Origin of the sequence: Pseudomonas pergaminensis (genome assembly GCF_024112395.2) — a bacterium.
Classification (GTDB): domain Bacteria; phylum Pseudomonadota; class Gammaproteobacteria; order Pseudomonadales; family Pseudomonadaceae; genus Aquipseudomonas; species Aquipseudomonas pergaminensis.
Genome location: NZ_CP078013.2, coordinates 5,953,920 through 5,970,621 on the forward strand (window position 1 = coordinate 5,953,920; position 16,702 = coordinate 5,970,621).

General features: G+C 56.2%; 12 protein-coding genes, 2 tRNA genes and 3 rRNA genes. 8 read left to right on the forward strand and 9 right to left on the reverse strand.

Going from position 1 to position 16,702, the window contains the following annotated elements; genetic code table 11:
• Window positions 1-112: 112 nt before the first annotated feature.
• The 6 genes from rrf to tyrS form a co-directional block, all read right to left on the reverse strand.
• Window positions 113-228 (reverse strand): 5S ribosomal RNA (gene rrf / locus KUA23_RS27165).
• A 157-nt stretch (window positions 229-385) separates the two neighbouring features.
• Window positions 386-3,277, reverse strand: a 23S ribosomal RNA gene (locus KUA23_RS27170).
• A gap of 249 nt (window positions 3,278-3,526) precedes the next feature.
• Window positions 3,527-3,602: transfer RNA gene (locus KUA23_RS27175), tRNA-Ala, on the reverse strand.
• Between the two features lie 30 nt (window positions 3,603-3,632).
• Window positions 3,633-3,709: transfer RNA gene (locus KUA23_RS27180), tRNA-Ile, on the reverse strand.
• A gap of 82 nt (window positions 3,710-3,791) precedes the next feature.
• Window positions 3,792-5,328, reverse strand: a 16S ribosomal RNA gene (locus KUA23_RS27185).
• Together the 16S, 23S and 5S rRNA genes with 2 tRNA genes alongside form the textbook arrangement of a ribosomal RNA operon.
• Before the next feature lie 553 nt (window positions 5,329-5,881).
• Window positions 5,882-7,081 carry a tyrosine--tRNA ligase gene (gene tyrS / locus KUA23_RS27190; protein ID WP_252993131.1) on the reverse strand — a complete coding sequence of 400 codons (1,200 nt, stop codon included), beginning with the start codon at window positions 7,079-7,081 and terminating at the stop codon, window positions 5,882-5,884.
• 209 nt (window positions 7,082-7,290) lie between these two features.
• On the opposite strand from tyrS, the gene KUA23_RS27195 reads away from it, so the two are divergent.
• Complete coding sequence (locus KUA23_RS27195; RefSeq protein ID WP_099493028.1) at window positions 7,291-8,709, forward strand: peptidoglycan DD-metalloendopeptidase family protein; 1,419 nt, start codon at window positions 7,291-7,293, stop codon at window positions 8,707-8,709.
• Between the two features lie 3 nt (window positions 8,710-8,712).
• Window positions 8,713-9,804: an anhydro-N-acetylmuramic acid kinase gene (locus KUA23_RS27200; RefSeq protein ID WP_252993132.1), complete on the forward strand. Its 1,092-nt coding sequence runs from the start codon at window positions 8,713-8,715 to the stop codon at window positions 9,802-9,804.
• A 90-nt stretch (window positions 9,805-9,894) separates the two neighbouring features.
• On the opposite strand, the gene erpA is transcribed toward KUA23_RS27200, so the two are convergent.
• Both erpA and argC read right to left on the reverse strand, forming a co-directional pair.
• Window positions 9,895-10,245 carry an iron-sulfur cluster insertion protein ErpA gene (gene erpA, locus KUA23_RS27205; RefSeq protein ID WP_003176443.1) on the reverse strand — a complete coding sequence of 117 codons (351 nt, stop codon included), beginning with the start codon at window positions 10,243-10,245 and terminating at the stop codon, window positions 9,895-9,897.
• A gap of 165 nt (window positions 10,246-10,410) precedes the next feature.
• On the reverse strand, window positions 10,411-11,445 hold the full coding sequence (gene argC / locus KUA23_RS27210; RefSeq protein WP_078050405.1) for an N-acetyl-gamma-glutamyl-phosphate reductase: 1,035 nt from the start codon (window positions 11,443-11,445) through the stop codon (window positions 10,411-10,413).
• A gap of 136 nt (window positions 11,446-11,581) precedes the next feature.
• Between argC and hemJ the strand changes: the two genes are divergently transcribed.
• The 6 genes from hemJ (at window position 11,582) to coq7 (ending at window position 16,031) form a co-directional block, all read left to right on the forward strand.
• Window positions 11,582-12,010 carry a protoporphyrinogen oxidase HemJ gene (gene hemJ / locus KUA23_RS27215; protein ID WP_078050406.1) on the forward strand — a complete coding sequence of 143 codons (429 nt, stop codon included), beginning with the start codon at window positions 11,582-11,584 and terminating at the stop codon, window positions 12,008-12,010.
• Between the two features lie 24 nt (window positions 12,011-12,034).
• Complete coding sequence (locus tag KUA23_RS27220; RefSeq protein ID WP_078050407.1) at window positions 12,035-12,997, forward strand: NAD(P)H-dependent flavin oxidoreductase; 963 nt, start codon at window positions 12,035-12,037, stop codon at window positions 12,995-12,997.
• Window positions 12,998-13,066: 69 nt separating this feature from the next.
• Window positions 13,067-14,029 carry a DUF805 domain-containing protein gene (locus KUA23_RS27225; protein WP_078050408.1) on the forward strand — a complete coding sequence of 321 codons (963 nt, stop codon included), beginning with the start codon at window positions 13,067-13,069 and terminating at the stop codon, window positions 14,027-14,029.
• 63 nt (window positions 14,030-14,092) lie between these two features.
• Window positions 14,093-14,881, forward strand: coding sequence for an SDR family NAD(P)-dependent oxidoreductase (locus KUA23_RS27230; RefSeq protein ID WP_078050409.1), 789 nt, complete (start codon window positions 14,093-14,095; stop codon window positions 14,879-14,881).
• Between the two features lie 46 nt (window positions 14,882-14,927).
• A complete protein-coding gene (locus KUA23_RS27235; protein WP_071490214.1) occupies window positions 14,928-15,266 on the forward strand; it encodes a histidine triad nucleotide-binding protein in 339 nt (112 codons plus the stop codon).
• Window positions 15,267-15,383: 117 nt separating this feature from the next.
• Window positions 15,384-16,031: a 2-polyprenyl-3-methyl-6-methoxy-1,4-benzoquinone monooxygenase gene (gene coq7, locus KUA23_RS27240; RefSeq protein WP_017138087.1), complete on the forward strand. Its 648-nt coding sequence runs from the start codon at window positions 15,384-15,386 to the stop codon at window positions 16,029-16,031.
• Window positions 16,032-16,117: 86 nt separating this feature from the next.
• Here the strand turns inward: coq7 and KUA23_RS27245 are convergent, their stop codons facing one another.
• Complete coding sequence (locus tag KUA23_RS27245) at window positions 16,118-16,540, reverse strand: OsmC family protein (RefSeq protein WP_005792019.1); 423 nt, start codon at window positions 16,538-16,540, stop codon at window positions 16,118-16,120.
• Window positions 16,541-16,702: the final 162 nt, after the last annotated feature.

Consider the following 16,702-nt stretch of genomic DNA (forward strand, 5'->3'; position numbering starts at 1 on the left):
ATAGAAAGGCCGGACTTTAGTACTGGAGACTATTGACGCGAGCCGCTACGTACTTTTCGACCGCCCAAAACAAAACCCCATCTGCTTTCGCAAATGGGGTTTCGGAATTTAATCTTGACGATGACCTACTCTCACATGGGGAAACCCCACACTACCATCGGCGATGCATCGTTTCACTACTGAGTTCGGGATGGGATCAGGTGGTTCCAATGCTCTATGGTCGTCAAGAAATTCGGGTACTGAGTCGTGGCCAGATGGCCTCGCTTCAGCAAATTGGGTATGTGACAGCTTTCGGTGTTTTGTGAACGTCGAACTTTCGGTTCATTTCGTCTTCACACACCGCAATCTGATGCTCGTTAGAGTAGTCAAATTGCTTGGGTGTTATATGGTCAAGCCTCACGGGCAATTAGTATTGGTTAGCTCAACGCCTCACAGCGCTTACACACCCAACCTATCAACGTCGTAGTCTTCGACGGCCCTTCAGGGAACTCAAGGTTCCAGTGAGATCTCATCTTGAGGCTAGTTTCCCGCTTAGATGCTTTCAGCGGTTATCTATTCCGAACATAGCTACCCGGCAATGCCACTGGCGTGACAACCGGAACACCAGAGGTTCGTCCACTCCGGTCCTCTCGTACTAGGAGCAGCCCCTCTCAAATCTCAAACGTCCACGGCAGATAGGGACCGAACTGTCTCACGACGTTCTAAACCCAGCTCGCGTACCACTTTAAATGGCGAACAGCCATACCCTTGGGACCGGCTTCAGCCCCAGGATGTGATGAGCCGACATCGAGGTGCCAAACACCGCCGTCGATATGAACTCTTGGGCGGTATCAGCCTGTTATCCCCGGAGTACCTTTTATCCGTTGAGCGATGGCCCTTCCATACAGAACCACCGGATCACTAAGACCTACTTTCGTACCTGCTCGACGTGTCTGTCTCGCAGTCAAGCGCGCTTTTGCCTTTATACTCTACGACCGATTTCCGACCGGTCTGAGCGCACCTTCGTACTCCTCCGTTACTCTTTAGGAGGAGACCGCCCCAGTCAAACTACCCACCATACACTGTCCTCGATCCGGATAACGGACCTGAGTTAGAACCTCAAAGTTGCCAGGGTGGTATTTCAAGGATGGCTCCACGCGAACTGGCGTCCACGCTTCAAAGCCTCCCACCTATCCTACACAAGCAAATTCAAAGTCCAGTGCAAAGCTATAGTAAAGGTTCACGGGGTCTTTCCGTCTAGCCGCGGATACACTGCATCTTCACAGCGATTTCAATTTCACTGAGTCTCGGGTGGAGACAGCGCCGCCATCGTTACGCCATTCGTGCAGGTCGGAACTTACCCGACAAGGAATTTCGCTACCTTAGGACCGTTATAGTTACGGCCGCCGTTTACCGGGGCTTCGATCAAGAGCTTCGCGTTAGCTAACCCCATCAATTAACCTTCCGGCACCGGGCAGGCGTCACACCCTATACGTCCACTTTCGTGTTTGCAGAGTGCTGTGTTTTTAATAAACAGTCGCAGCGGCCTGGTATCTTCGACCGGCATGAGCTTACGGAGCAAGTCCTTCACCCTCACCGGCGCACCTTCTCCCGAAGTTACGGTGCCATTTTGCCTAGTTCCTTCACCCGAGTTCTCTCAAGCGCCTTGGTATTCTCTACCCAACCACCTGTGTCGGTTTGGGGTACGGTTCCTGGTTACCTGAAGCTTAGAAGCTTTTCTTGGAAGCATGGCATCAACCACTTCGCTAACTAAAAGTTAGCTCGTCATCAGCTCTCGGCCTTAAGATCCCGGATTTACCTAAGATCTCAGCCTACCACCTTAAACTTGGACAACCAACGCCAAGCTGGCCTAGCCTTCTCCGTCCCTCCATCGCAATAACCAGAAGTACAGGAATATTAACCTGTTTTCCATCGACTACGCTTTTCAGCCTCGCCTTAGGGACCGACTAACCCTGCGTCGATTAACGTTGCGCAGGAAACCTTGGTCTTTCGGCGTGGGTGTTTTTCACACCCATTGTCGTTACTCATGTCAGCATTCGCACTTCTGATACCTCCAGCAAGCTTCTCAACTCACCTTCACAGGCTTACAGAACGCTCCTCTACCGCATCACTTACGTGATACCCGTAGCTTCGGTGTATGGTTTGAGCCCCGTTACATCTTCCGCGCAGGCCGACTCGACTAGTGAGCTATTACGCTTTCTTTAAAGGGTGGCTGCTTCTAAGCCAACCTCCTAGCTGTCTAAGCCTTCCCACATCGTTTCCCACTTAACCATAACTTTGGGACCTTAGCTGACGGTCTGGGTTGTTTCCCTTTTCACGACGGACGTTAGCACCCGCCGTGTGTCTCCCATGCTCGGCACTTGTAGGTATTCGGAGTTTGCATCGGTTTGGTAAGTCGGGATGACCCCCTAGCCGAAACAGTGCTCTACCCCCTACAGTGATACATGAGGCGCTACCTAAATAGCTTTCGAGGAGAACCAGCTATCTCCGAGCTTGATTAGCCTTTCACTCCGATCCACAGGTCATCCGCTAACTTTTCAACGGTAGTCGGTTCGGTCCTCCAGTTAGTGTTACCCAACCTTCAACCTGCCCATGGATAGATCGCCCGGTTTCGGGTCTATTCCCAGCGACTAGACGCCCTATTAAGACTCGCTTTCGCTACGCCTCCCCTATTCGGTTAAGCTCGCCACTGAAAATAAGTCGCTGACCCATTATACAAAAGGTACGCAGTCACAGAACAAAGTCTGCTCCCACTGCTTGTACGCATACGGTTTCAGGATCTATTTCACTCCCCTCTCCGGGGTTCTTTTCGCCTTTCCCTCACGGTACTAGTTCACTATCGGTCAGTCAGTAGTATTTAGCCTTGGAGGATGGTCCCCCCATATTCAGACAAAGTTTCTCGTGCTCCGTCCTACTCGATTTCATGACTAAGAGATTTTCGCGTACAGGGCTATCACCCACTATGGCCGCACTTTCCAGAGCGTTCCGCTAATCTCAAAGCCACTTAAGGGCTAGTCCCCGTTCGCTCGCCACTACTAAGGGAATCTCGGTTGATTTCTTTTCCTCAGGGTACTTAGATGTTTCAGTTCCCCTGGTTCGCCTCTTGCACCTATGTATTCAGTACAAGATAACCATCTTATGATGGCTGGGTTCCCCCATTCAGACATCTCCGGATCAAAGTCTGTTTGCCGACTCCCCGAAGCTTTTCGCAGGCTACCACGTCTTTCATCGCCTCTGACTGCCAAGGCATCCACCGTATGCGCTTCTTCACTTGACCATATAACCCCAAGCAATCTGGTTATACTGTGAAGACGACATTCGCCGAAAATTCGAATTTCTCAATTAAGAGAACTCACAAATTTTACCTTAGCCTGATCCGTTACCAGTGAAAGTAACGTTCAGTCTATCTTTCTATCACATACCCAAATTTTTAAAGAACGATCTAATCAAAGACTAGAAATCAACATTCACCATCACTTGGATGGAATGCTCATTTCTAAGCTTTCAAAACTTTCAGAAGCAGTAGTGGTGGAGCCAAACGGGATCGAACCGTTGACCTCCTGCGTGCAAGGCAGGCGCTCTCCCAGCTGAGCTATGGCCCCGTATTTCTACAGGCGTTTCCCACACAAAATTGGTGGGTCTGGGCAGATTCGAACTGCCGACCTCACCCTTATCAGGGGTGCGCTCTAACCAACTGAGCTACAGACCCAATTTCGGGCTGCTTCTTATCGTCTTCTTCAATGAATCAAGCAATTCGTGTGGGAACTTATGGAGCAGCTGATGTCGTCGATTAAGGAGGTGATCCAGCCGCAGGTTCCCCTACGGCTACCTTGTTACGACTTCACCCCAGTCATGAATCACACCGTGGTAACCGTCCTCCCGAAGGTTAGACTAGCTACTTCTGGTGCAACCCACTCCCATGGTGTGACGGGCGGTGTGTACAAGGCCCGGGAACGTATTCACCGCGACATTCTGATTCGCGATTACTAGCGATTCCGACTTCACGCAGTCGAGTTGCAGACTGCGATCCGGACTACGATCGGTTTTATGGGATTAGCTCCACCTCGCGGCTTGGCAACCCTCTGTACCGACCATTGTAGCACGTGTGTAGCCCAGGCCGTAAGGGCCATGATGACTTGACGTCATCCCCACCTTCCTCCGGTTTGTCACCGGCAGTCTCCTTAGAGTGCCCACCATAACGTGCTGGTAACTAAGGACAAGGGTTGCGCTCGTTACGGGACTTAACCCAACATCTCACGACACGAGCTGACGACAGCCATGCAGCACCTGTCTCAATGTTCCCGAAGGCACCAATCTATCTCTAGAAAGTTCATTGGATGTCAAGGCCTGGTAAGGTTCTTCGCGTTGCTTCGAATTAAACCACATGCTCCACCGCTTGTGCGGGCCCCCGTCAATTCATTTGAGTTTTAACCTTGCGGCCGTACTCCCCAGGCGGTCAACTTAATGCGTTAGCTGCGCCACTAAAAGCTCAAGGCTTCCAACGGCTAGTTGACATCGTTTACGGCGTGGACTACCAGGGTATCTAATCCTGTTTGCTCCCCACGCTTTCGCACCTCAGTGTCAGTATTAGTCCAGGTGGTCGCCTTCGCCACTGGTGTTCCTTCCTATATCTACGCATTTCACCGCTACACAGGAAATTCCACCACCCTCTACCATACTCTAGTCAGTCAGTTTTGAATGCAGTTCCCAGGTTGAGCCCGGGGATTTCACATCCAACTTAACAAACCACCTACGCGCGCTTTACGCCCAGTAATTCCGATTAACGCTTGCACCCTCTGTATTACCGCGGCTGCTGGCACAGAGTTAGCCGGTGCTTATTCTGTCGGTAACGTCAAAATTGCAGAGTATTAATCTACAACCCTTCCTCCCAACTTAAAGTGCTTTACAATCCGAAGACCTTCTTCACACACGCGGCATGGCTGGATCAGGCTTTCGCCCATTGTCCAATATTCCCCACTGCTGCCTCCCGTAGGAGTCTGGACCGTGTCTCAGTTCCAGTGTGACTGATCATCCTCTCAGACCAGTTACGGATCGTCGCCTTGGTGAGCCATTACCTCACCAACTAGCTAATCCGACCTAGGCTCATCTGATAGCGCAAGGCCCGAAGGTCCCCTGCTTTCTCCCGTAGGACGTATGCGGTATTAGCGTCCGTTTCCGAACGTTATCCCCCACTACCAGGCAGATTCCTAGGCATTACTCACCCGTCCGCCGCTCTCAAGAGAAGCAAGCTTCTCTCTACCGCTCGACTTGCATGTGTTAGGCCTGCCGCCAGCGTTCAATCTGAGCCATGATCAAACTCTTCAGTTCAAACATCTTTGGGTTTTTAAGAAACCCTAAACTTGGCTCAGCAATCGTTGGTTACATCTTTGATTTCTCGCGGAGTAACTTGTGATGCTGATAATCTTGTTGACTATCAGTCTGACTCCACAAGCACCCACACGAATTGCTTGATTCAGTTGTTAAAGAGCGGTTGGTTAAGATCTTTCGTCTCAACCGAGGCGCGCATTCTACAGCAGCCTCATTTGCTGTCAAGTGATTATTTTCAGAAGTTTTCGAAGATTTCTTCAACAACTTCAACCACTTGCGCTTCCGATCTCTCGTTAGCGGGAGGCGAATTCTACAGCGTTACACGCTGCTGTCAACACCTCTTTTTCTCCGCTTTCGACCGAGAAGATCGAAACGTTAATAGAGCCAAACAACACTGCTCTACCAACTCCTTCTGGGCTTCGATGACCTGAAGCAAGTCGCTGTCGAATTCTGCGTAACTCTTTGTTTACCAAGGAGTTTTCCGTTTCGACTGCGCCGGAAGTGGGGCGAATTATAGACAGATATAAAACGCCGTCAACACTTAATTTCAGGTTTATTCGGATTTGAGCGTAATACGCGCAAATGCCTTCTTCCCGGCTTGGCAAACATGGGTAGCGCCCAGCTCGTATATAAAGGTGCGATCTACAACCTCACCATCTACACGCACACCACCGGAACCTAGAAGGTCCCGCGCAACCGCCGAGTTCTTGACCAGACCTGCCTTATTAAGCACAGCAGCGATCGGCATCGCCTCAGCAGCAGACAGCTCGATCTCCGGCAGATCATCCGGCAGCTCACCATCCTTCATGCGATTACCCGCAGCACGGTGAGCATTGGCCGCAGCCTCCTCACCGTGGAAACGCGCAACAATCTCTTCTGCCAGCTTGATCTTCACGTCACGCGGATTGGCGCCTGCCTCTACATCAGCACGCAGCGCATTGATCTCATCCATCGAGCGGAAGCTCAGCAGCTCAAAGTAACGCCACATCAGCGCATCAGGAATCGAGACGAGCTTGCCGTACATCACGCCCGGTGCTTCCTGGATACCGACATAGTTACCCAGGGACTTGGACATCTTCTTGACGCCATCCAGGCCCTCCAGCAACGGCATGGTCAGAATGCACTGGGCTTCCTGCCCATACGCACGCTGCAGCTCACGCCCCATCAACAGGTTGAACTTCTGGTCGGTGCCACCCAACTCAACATCCGCTCGCAATGCCACCGAGTCATAGCCCTGAACCAACGGGTAGAGGAACTCGTGAATGGCGATCGGCTGATTGGTGGAGTAACGCTTGTCGAAGTCATCACGCTCAAGCATGCGCGCGACGGTGTACTGGGACGTCAGGCGAATGAAATCTGCCGGCCCCATCTGATCCATCCAAGTAGAGTTGAACGCCACCTCAGTCTTGGTGGGATCAAGGATCTTGAATACCTGCGTCTTGTAGGTCTCGGCGTTATCGAGAACCTGCTCTCGAGTCAGCGGCGGGCGAGTGGCGCTCTTGCCGCTCGGATCACCGATCATCCCGGTGAAGTCACCTATAAGGAAGATGACTTGATGCCCCAGCTCCTGGAACTGACGCAGCTTATTAATAAGCACGGTATGACCCAGGTGCAGATCCGGCGCAGTCGGATCAAAGCCAGCCTTAATACGCAGGGGTTGGCCACGCTTGAGCTTTTCGATCAGCTCAGCTTCGACCAACAGTTCTTCCGCACCACGTTTTATCAGCGCTAGCTGCTCTTCAACCGACTTCATAACAGACCCGCAAGGCTCAGATTCAAAAGGGAACCAACCATACAAGATCAGGGACTAATTACAAGTTTTGCCCTGCGAACGGACACCGTTCAGCAAGCCCAGCATTCGCGAGCTTGCGCCACAGATGATTTGGTTATATTTTATACAGTTATTTCATCTTCATCATGTCATTCATCTTTTCCATTTCATCTTCAAAGTCAAAATTACCTATGACCACTGAACCGTCTAAAGCGCCGCCGCTTTACCCGAAGACCCACCTGCTCGCCGCAAGTGGTATCGCCGCCCTTCTCAGCCTGGCACTCCTGGTATTCCCTTCCAGTGACGTAGAAGCCAAACGAACATCCCTGAGCCTTGACCTGGAAAGTCCAGTTGAACAACTGACACAAGATCAAGACGCTTCCGACGCGCAACAAGCCACAAACGCACCTGCCGAATCGCCGTTCGCCCAAATAGAAAGCAGCCCCGAAGATACCCAGCAAGCAGTCCAGGACCAGCCTGCACCTGTTGCCGAGGCAGCCAAAAACCCACAACACCGCGAAGTGATCGTGGCCAAGGGCGACACGCTGTCCACCCTGTTCGAGAAAGTCGGCCTCCCCGCCGCCACCGTCAATGAGGTGCTGGCCAGCGACAAGCAAGCCAAGCAATTCACCCAGCTCAAGCACGGCCAGAAACTTGAGTTTGAACTGACGCCTGACGGCCAGTTGCACAACCTGCACAGCAACGTCAGCGACCTCGAAAGCATCACCCTGACCAAGGGCGCCAAAGGCTTTGCCTTCAACCGCATCACCACCAAACCGGTGATGCGCTCCGCCTACGTCCATGGCGTGATTAACAGTTCGCTGTCCCAGTCGGCAGCCCGCGCGGGCTTGTCCCACAGCATGACCATGGACATGGCCAGCGTGTTTGGCTACGACATCGACTTCGCCCAGGACATTCGCCAAGGCGACGAATTCGATGTGATCTACGAGCAGAAAGTCGCCAACGGCAAAGTCGTCGGCACCGGCAATATTCTGTCCGCACGTTTCACCAACCGCGGCAAGACCTACACCGCCGTGCGCTATACCAATAAACAAGGCAACAGCAGCTATTACACCGCCGACGGCAATAGCATGCGCAAAGCCTTCATCCGTACCCCTGTGGACTTCGCCCGTATTAGCTCGCGTTTCTCCATGGGTCGCAAGCATCCAATTCTGAACAAAATCCGCGCCCACAAAGGCGTCGACTACGCCGCTCCACGTGGCACGCCGATCAAGGCAGCCGGCGACGGCAAAGTGCTGCTGGCCGGACGTCGTGGCGGTTACGGCAATACCGTGATCATTCAACACGGCAACACTTACCGTACGCTGTATGGCCACATGCAAGGCTTCGCCAAGGGCGTGCAAACCGGCGGCACCGTGAAGCAAGGCCAGGTGATCGGCTATATCGGCACTACCGGCCTGTCCACCGGCCCGCACTTGCACTATGAATTCCAGGTCAATGGCGTCCACGTCGACCCACTGGGCCAGAAGCTGCCGATGGCCGACCCGATCGCCAAGGCCGAACGTGCGCGTTTCATGCAACAGAGCCAGCCGTTGATGGCGCGCATGGATCAAGAGCGCTCCACCCTGCTGGCTTCGGCGAAGCGCTAAGGCATGTCGCTCTATATAGGTGTGATGTCCGGGACCAGCCTCGATGGCCTGGACATCGCCTTGATAGAGCAAGCCCCGGCGATCAAGCTGATCGCCACGCATTACATTCCCATGCCAGATACCCTGCGTACCGAGTTGCTCGCTCTGTGCGCCAGCGGTCCGGATGAGATCGCCCGCTCAGCCATCGCCCAGCAGAAATGGGTGAGCCTGGCAGCGCAAGGCATTCACGCGCTACTCAATCAACAACACCTCAAGCCCCGGGACATTCGCGCGATTGGCAGCCATGGCCAGACCATCCGCCACGAACCCGCCCGAGGCTTTACCGTGCAGATCGGCAACCCGGCCTTGCTCACCGAGCTCACAGGCATCACCGTGGTCAGCGACTTCCGCAGCCGCGATGTTGCCGCCGGCGGACAGGGTGCCCCGCTGGTCCCCGCCTTCCATGAAGCACTGTTTGGCGAGCACAGCGGTAACCGTGCCGTATTGAATGTGGGAGGTTTCAGCAACCTAAGCCTGATCGAGACAGGCAAACCTGTAGCCGGCTTTGACTGCGGCCCGGGCAACGTCCTGCTGGACGCGTGGATTCATCAACAACGCGGCGAGAACTTTGATCGCGATGGTCAGTGGGCCGCCAGCGGGAAGGTGGAGCCCCAGTTGCTCAATGCCCTGCTCAGTGATCCATTCTTCGTGACCAAGGGTCCCAAGAGCACTGGGCGCGAAGTGTTCAACCTGGACTGGCTGCACCAACACCTTGGTCGCCTGCCCGCATTCGAGCCTCAGGATGTACAAGCCACTCTGCTGGAGCTGACCGCGCTCACCATTGTCGAGTCCCTGCAGTCCGCCCAACCCCAAACAGAAACGCTGCTGGTATGTGGCGGTGGCGCTCACAATGCCACGCTGATGCAGCGCCTGGCAGCCTTGCTGCCGTCAACCCACGTCAGCAGTACCGCCACCTACGGCGTAGACCCGGACTGGGTCGAGGCGATGGCCTTCGCCTGGCTGGCCCATTGCTGCGTCGAAGGCATTGCTGCCAACCGCCCGAGCGTCACCGGCTCACGCGGGCTTCGGGTACTGGGCGCGATCTATCCCGCCTGACCGGCCCCAATAATCCGTAGACAGCAAAACGCCGCTTGGCCTATCACAGCCAAGCGGCGTTTTGTTATCCGCTACAGATAAAGCTATCGATCAGATCGAGAACGAAGACCCGCAACCACAGGTGGTCGTAGCGTTAGGGTTCTTGATCACGAAACGCGAACCCTCCAGACCTTCCTGGTAATCCACCTCGGCACCTGCCAGGTACTGGAAACTCATCGGATCCACCACCAGGCTCACGCCCTCACGCTCAACGATGGTGTCATCATCGGCCACATCTTCATCGAAGGTAAAACCGTACTGAAACCCTGAACAACCGCCGCCCGTAACGAATACGCGCAGCTTCAAGCGATCATTACCCTCTTCATCGACCAGGCTCTTCACCTTGTGCGCAGCACCATGGGTGAATTGCAAAGCCGTGGGGGTGAAGGATTCAACGCTCATGCTGATAATCTCCCGGCGTAACGCCGCCATATGCGTAATGGCCGGTATTATCCGCTTCTCCTAGAAAAGCGGTCAACTATTGTTACGGTATATCAATCTGCACAACCGCCATTAAAAACACAAAAGGCCCGATCAACGGGCCTTTTGCGCAACAGCCAGGCAGCCTTAAGGCAGCATGCCCGCGTGGGACAGGCCAAGCTTCTCGTCCAGGCCAAACAGGATGTTCAGGTTCTGCACCGCCTGGCCCGACGCGCCCTTGACCAGGTTATCGATCACCGACAACACCACAACCAGGTCGCCATCCTGAGGACGGTGCACGGCAATCCGGCACACGTTCGCGCCGCGCACGCTGCGGGTTTCCGGATGACTGCCGGCCGGCATAACGTCGACGAACGGTTCGTTGGCATAACGCTTTTCGAACAGCGCCTGCAGGTCTACCGAGCGATCAACCACGGTGGCGTACAACGTAGAGTGAATACCGCGGATCATCGGGGTCAGGTGGGGCACGAAGGTCAGACCCACGTCTTTACCGGCCGCGCGACGCAGGCCCTGACGGATTTCCGGCAAGTGACGGTGACCTTTCACCGCATAGGCCTTCATGCTTTCCGACGTCTCGGAGTACAGCGAACCGACTGCCGCACCACGGCCAGCACCACTGACGCCAGACTTGCAGTCAGCGATCAGTCGCGACGCATCCGCCAACCCAGCCTCGAGCAACGGCAGGAAGCCCAGCTGTGTGGCCGTCGGATAGCAACCCGGCACCGCGATCAGACGCGCTTGCTTGATCTGCTCACGATTGACTTCCGGCAGGCCGTACACCGCCTCGTCCAACAGCTCTGGCGCGCCGTGCGGCTGGCCATACCATTTGGCCCACTCATCAGCGTCCTGCAAACGGAAGTCGGCGGACAGGTCGATCACCTTGGTGCCAGCGGCCAACAGCTCACCGGCCAATGCGTGGGCAACACCGTGAGGTGTGGCGAAGAAGACCACGTCACACGCGCCCAGCGTCTTGATGTCCGGAACACTGAACGCCAGCCCGTCGTAATGGCCTCGCAGGTTCGGGTACATATCGGCCACGGCCAGGCCAGCCTCGGATCGGGAGGTGATGACCACCACCTCAGCTTGCGGATGCTGAGCCAACAGACGCAGCAATTCGACACCGGTGTAACCCGTGCCGCCGACGATACCGACCTTGACCATAAACCTGCCCTCAACGAACCCACTGGAAAGCCGTCGATAATAGGGGCCGTATCGTCCTGCGACAACCGTCAACGTGACGTACGGGCGCATGAGCCACTACTATCTTCAGTTACCGTGAACCTGGGAATAACTAGAAATGCTCTATCTATGGATCAAAGCCTTCCACATCGTCAGCATCGTCTGCTGGTTTGCCGGGCTGTTCTACCTCCCGCGCCTGTTCGTTTACCACGCCCAAAGCGAAGACACCGTCAGCAAGGAACGCTTCAGCATCATGGAGCGCAAGCTGTACCGCGGCATCATGGGGCCAGCGATGATCGCCACCTTGTTATTCGGCGGCTGGCTGATTTACCTCAACCCGGCCATCTTTCAATCCGGTGCCTGGATCCACGCCAAGCTCACCCTTGTAGTGCTCCTTATCGGCTACCACCACATGTGCGGCGCGCAGGTGAAACGTTTCGCCCGTGGCGAAAACACCCGCAGCCATGTCTTTTATCGCTGGTTCAATGAAGTGCCCGTTCTGATATTGCTGGCTATCGTAATTTTGGTCGTGGTCAAACCGTTCTAACTTCAATTACTCGGGGTACCTCCAATGTCGCTGCCCGCTCTGCTTGAACACCGTCTGCGCCTGCCCGTCGTGGCGGCGCCGATGTTCCTGATTTCCAACCCGCAACTGGTCCTGGCGTGCTGCCGCAACGGGGTGGTCGGGAGTTTCCCGGCGCTTAACCAACGCGAAAGCAGCGGGTTCAAGGCCTGGCTGGAAGAAATCGAAGCAGGCCTGGCACAGGTGGACAACCCCGCGCCCTACGCCGTCAACCTGATCGTGCACAACAGCAACCCTCGCTTGGAGGCAGACCTGGCGATTTGCGTTGAGCACAAAGTGCCGATCGTCATTACCAGCCTGGGTGCAGTGAAAGAACTGGTGGACGCGGTACACAGCTATGGCGGCCTGGTGTTTCACGACGTCACTACCCGTCGCCATGCCGAAAAAGCTGCCGAAGCCGGCGTGGATGGCCTGATCGCCGTAGCGGCCGGTGCCGGTGGCCACGCCGGCACTTGGAGCCCGTTCTCGCTGATTGCCGAGATCCGCCAATTCTTCGACAAAACCCTGCTGCTCGCCGGCTGCCTCAACCATGGGCATGAGATACTCGCCGCCCAGGTGCTGGGCGCGGACCTGGCCTACTTCGGCACACGCTTTATCGGCACCACCGAAAGCCATGCCCCAGATGCGTATAAAGAGATGCTGCTCACATCGCGCGCGGCCGACATCGTGCACACTCCTGCTGTTTCCGGCGTGCCCGCCAGCTTTATGCGCCAGAGCCTGGAAAACGCCGGCTTTGACCTCGCGGCCCTGCAAGGCAAAGGCGAAGTCAACTTCGGCTCCAAGCTCAAGCCGTTGAACGACGAGGCCAAGGCCTGGAAGACTGTATGGTCCGCCGGCCAAGGTGTCGGTGAAATTGATGATTTGCCCAGCGTCGATGAACTGGTTGCCCGCCTGGATGCCGAATACCGTAAGGCGCGCGAACAGGCGGCACAACTGACCTGGCCACGCTGATCCAACCGCAAGGCTTGCCCAGTGAGCAGGCCTGCACCACCTCCCTGAACAAGTGACAAGGAAGCCCGCATGAGCGACAACCGTTTCAAGATTGTGTTTGATGGAGCCTTGCTCCCGGGTGTCGAAAGCACCACGGCCAAATTGAACCTGGCCGAGCTGTTCAAGAGCGAAGTCGAAGCCATCGAGAAGCTCTTCACCGGCCGCCCGGTTGCGCTCAAACGCGACCTGTCGCGCTCGGACGCCGAAACCTACCTCACCGCGCTGAAAAACGCCGGCGTCGATGCCCGTATCGAACCGGAACAACCCGTCGCCTTCAGCCTCGCCGAAACCCACGAAACGGACTCCGGCGCCTCTGGTTTCTCACGCCCTGCCGCGTCACCGTATGCGCCACCGCGCGCGGCGGTGGGCGATAACCTGCCGGAATACTCCACACTCAAGGTGTTCACCATCCACGGGCGTATCGGCCGACTGCGGTACCTCGCCTGGACCCTGGTTCTCACCCTTGCGCTGCTGGTTGCGGGCGGCATCATCAGTACCGTCAGCTTTGCTGTCGCCACCGCTTCGCCGACCGCCGGCACCCTGCTCGGAGTATTGCTGGGTCTGGCATTGTTTGTCGCGCTGGTGTGGGTCAGTGTCCAAATCGGTGTTCAGCGCCTGCACGACCTGGGGTGGTCCGGCTGGTTGTACTTCCTCAACCTGGTGCCGCTGGTGAACAGTGTGTTCCCGATCCTGCTGCTGGTATTGCCGGGGAACGCAGGTGCCAACCAATACGGCGCGCCGCCGCCACGCAACTCCACCGCGGTGAAAGTCCTGGCCACACTGTGGCTGGCGTTCATTCCGGTCATGCTTGCCATCGTGGTGACCCTGGGCATGAACGGTTACCTGGACCAACTCGAAGCCAACATGGACAGCGGCTACGAGAGCAGCTCCATCACCTCCGATGAAGACACTGACCAAAGCGCAACCGTAGAAGAAGACGACGCGCAGAGTGCTGACGAAGCGGGTGAACCTGTAGACTCTCCAGAACAGTGAAGAAACGCCCCCGGCCTGTAATTCCTTTGTTACAGGCGCGGCGGCGTTGCGATGGAGAAAGGCATGACCCGTTACGCTCTGATCACCGGCGCCTCCAGCGGCATCGGCCTGGCCCTGGCCGAAGCACTGGCCCGTCGCGGCCGCAGCTTGATTCTGGTGGCCCGCCAGCGTGATCAGTTGGAAAGCATCGCAATCGAATTGACCCAGCGCTTTGGCGTTGAAGTGCTGTTTCGGGCCTGCGACCTGGGCGAGCCGCTGCGCTTGTCCGGGTTCCTGCTGGAGCTTGAAGAAGGTGAACGGCAGATCGACCTGCTGGTGAACTGTGCCGGTATCGGCACCAGCGGTCCTTTCCTGGCCCAAGACTGGATGACCGAACAAGACCTCGTAGAGGTCAACATCCTGGCGCTCACCCGCATGTGCCACGCGCTCGGAAACTCGATGGCACTGCACGGCGGCGGGCAGATTCTCAATGTGGCGTCCGTCGCGGCGTTCCAGCCGGGCCCGTGGATGAGCACCTACTACGCCAGCAAGGCCTATGTGCTGCATTTCTCCGAAGGCCTGCGTGAAGAGCTGAAAACCTGCGGCATCAAGGTCTCGGTCCTCTGCCCCGGCCCTACACGCACGGCATTCTTCGGCACCGCGCAAATGGACACCGCCAAGCTCGACCGCAGCCAACAACTGATGAGCCCTGAAGAAGTGGCGCTCTACACCGTGCGTGCGCTGGAAAAGAACAAAGCCATCATCATTCCCGGCCGACGCAACCGCTGGATCGCCTTCAGCCCGCGCTTCAGTCCGCGCTGGCTGACCCGCAAGATAGCCGGCGCCATCAACAAGGCCTATTGCCCACGCTGACCGGCTGAGTACACTCACCCTGCACATTCATAATGGAGAAACAGCTGTGGATACTCTGTTCACCAAGATCATCAACAGAGAAATACCCGCGGATATCATCTACGAAGATGACCAAGTCCTGGCATTCAAGGACATCTACCCCGCGGCGCCTGTGCACTTCCTGGTCATCCCGAAGAAACATATCCCCACGCTCAACGACCTGACAGAAGAAGACAAAGCCCTGGCGGGTCACATTTTGTTCACCGCCCAGCGCCTGGCCGTGGAACAAGGCTGCGAGGAAGGCTTTCGGGTCGTGATGAACTGCAATCCGAAAGGCGGACAGACGGTTTATCACATCCATATGCATGTGCTGGGTCAACGCCAGATGAACTGGCCGCCGGGCTGATTCTCCTAGCAACAAGGGTCACGGCTTCAGGCTGCGACCCCATGCCCTTGACTCAGCGCAAACGCTTCCCCCTCTCTTGCGGTAAACTGGCCGCCGAGATTCTTCCCGGAGGTCAGCATGACTACCCAACGTCACTACTCGCCGATTGACCGTCTGTTGCTGCAAGCCGACATGGCCATGCGCACGTTGCTGCCCTTCAGCGGCCAGCCGTATCGCCCTTCGCCCGCCATCGTGCAGCCCGACGCACAGATGAGCGAGACCGATACCCGCCACGTCGCCGGCCTGATGCGCATCAACCACACTGGCGAAGTCTGTGCCCAGGCGCTGTACCAGGGCCAGGCCCTGACCGCCAAGCTGCCGCAAGTGCGTGCGGCCATGGAACACGCCGCCGAGGAAGAGATCGACCACCTGGCTTGGTGCGAGCAACGCATCCGCCAATTGGGCAGCCACCCCAGCGTACTGAACCCGCTGTTTTATGGCCTGTCGTTTGGTATCGGCGCTGCTGCTGGTCTGATCAGCGACAAAGTCAGCCTGGGTTTTGTGGCGGCGACCGAACATCAAGTGTGCAAACACCTGGACGAACATCTGGAACAGCTGCCAGCCGAAGACGAAAAGTCCCGGGCCATTCTTGAGCAGATGCGTATCGATGAAGAACATCACGCCGAAAGCGCGCTGGATGCTGGTGGCTTCCGCTTCCCGGCGCCGGTGAGGTTTGGCATGAGTGTTTTGGCCAAGGTCATGACTAAAAGCACCTATCGAATTTAGTAGACTCGAATTTAGTAGCATCGAATCGACGGGCAAAAAGAAGGGCGCTATCACAGCGCCCTTCTTTTTGCCCGTCGATTGAGCGATCAACCCAACTCGATGATTTCGTAATCATGGGTGATGGCCACACCGGCCGCACCGAGCATGATGGAGGCCGAGCAGTACTTTTCGGCCGACAGTTCGATAGCACGCTTGACCTGGGCTTCTTTCAGCGCCCGGCCCTTCACCACGAAATGCATGTGGATCTTGGTAAACACCTTGGGGTCTTCAGTGGCACGCTCGGCTTCCAGGAACGCTTCGCAGCTCTCCACGGCCTGGCGAGACTTTTTAAGGATGCTGACCACGTCGAAATTGCTGCAACCGCCCACACCAAGCAGGAGCATTTCCATCGGGCGTACGCCCAGGTTACGGCCACCGGCTTCCGGCGGGCCGTCCATGACCACCACATGGCCACTGCCCGACTCACCGAGGAACATGGCTTCGCCCGCCCATTGGATGCGTGCCTTCATCGCCCAGACTCCACTGCTAAAAAAGGGTCGCCAGCTTAGCACAGGGCCCGCCTGCGTCAGCGTTTGCGACAAAAGCGATCAATAGCACGGTTTACGTGAAATTTGGCTAATCGAGACAGAATGTGTCTGTTAAGCTGGCGCCAAATCGATGGCGTATTGCCA

Coding starts and splice junctions, on each gene's coding strand:
- tyrS (WP_252993131.1), bottom strand. CDS start 7,081: ATGAAGTCGGTTGAAGAGCAGCTAGCGCTGATAAAACGTGGTGCGGAA.
- KUA23_RS27195 (WP_099493028.1), top strand. CDS start 7,291: ATGACCACTGAACCGTCTAAAGCGCCGCCGCTTTACCCGAAGACCCAC.
- KUA23_RS27200 (WP_252993132.1), top strand. CDS start 8,713: ATGTCGCTCTATATAGGTGTGATGTCCGGGACCAGCCTCGATGGCCTG.
- erpA (WP_003176443.1), bottom strand. CDS start 10,245: ATGAGCGTTGAATCCTTCACCCCCACGGCTTTGCAATTCACCCATGGT.
- argC (WP_078050405.1), bottom strand. CDS start 11,445: ATGGTCAAGGTCGGTATCGTCGGCGGCACGGGTTACACCGGTGTCGAA.
- hemJ (WP_078050406.1), top strand. CDS start 11,582: ATGCTCTATCTATGGATCAAAGCCTTCCACATCGTCAGCATCGTCTGC.
- KUA23_RS27220 (WP_078050407.1), top strand. CDS start 12,035: ATGTCGCTGCCCGCTCTGCTTGAACACCGTCTGCGCCTGCCCGTCGTG.
- KUA23_RS27225 (WP_078050408.1), top strand. CDS start 13,067: ATGAGCGACAACCGTTTCAAGATTGTGTTTGATGGAGCCTTGCTCCCG.
- KUA23_RS27230 (WP_078050409.1), top strand. CDS start 14,093: ATGACCCGTTACGCTCTGATCACCGGCGCCTCCAGCGGCATCGGCCTG.
- coq7 (WP_017138087.1), top strand. CDS start 15,384: ATGACTACCCAACGTCACTACTCGCCGATTGACCGTCTGTTGCTGCAA.
- KUA23_RS27245 (WP_005792019.1), bottom strand. CDS start 16,540: ATGAAGGCACGCATCCAATGGGCGGGCGAAGCCATGTTCCTCGGTGAG.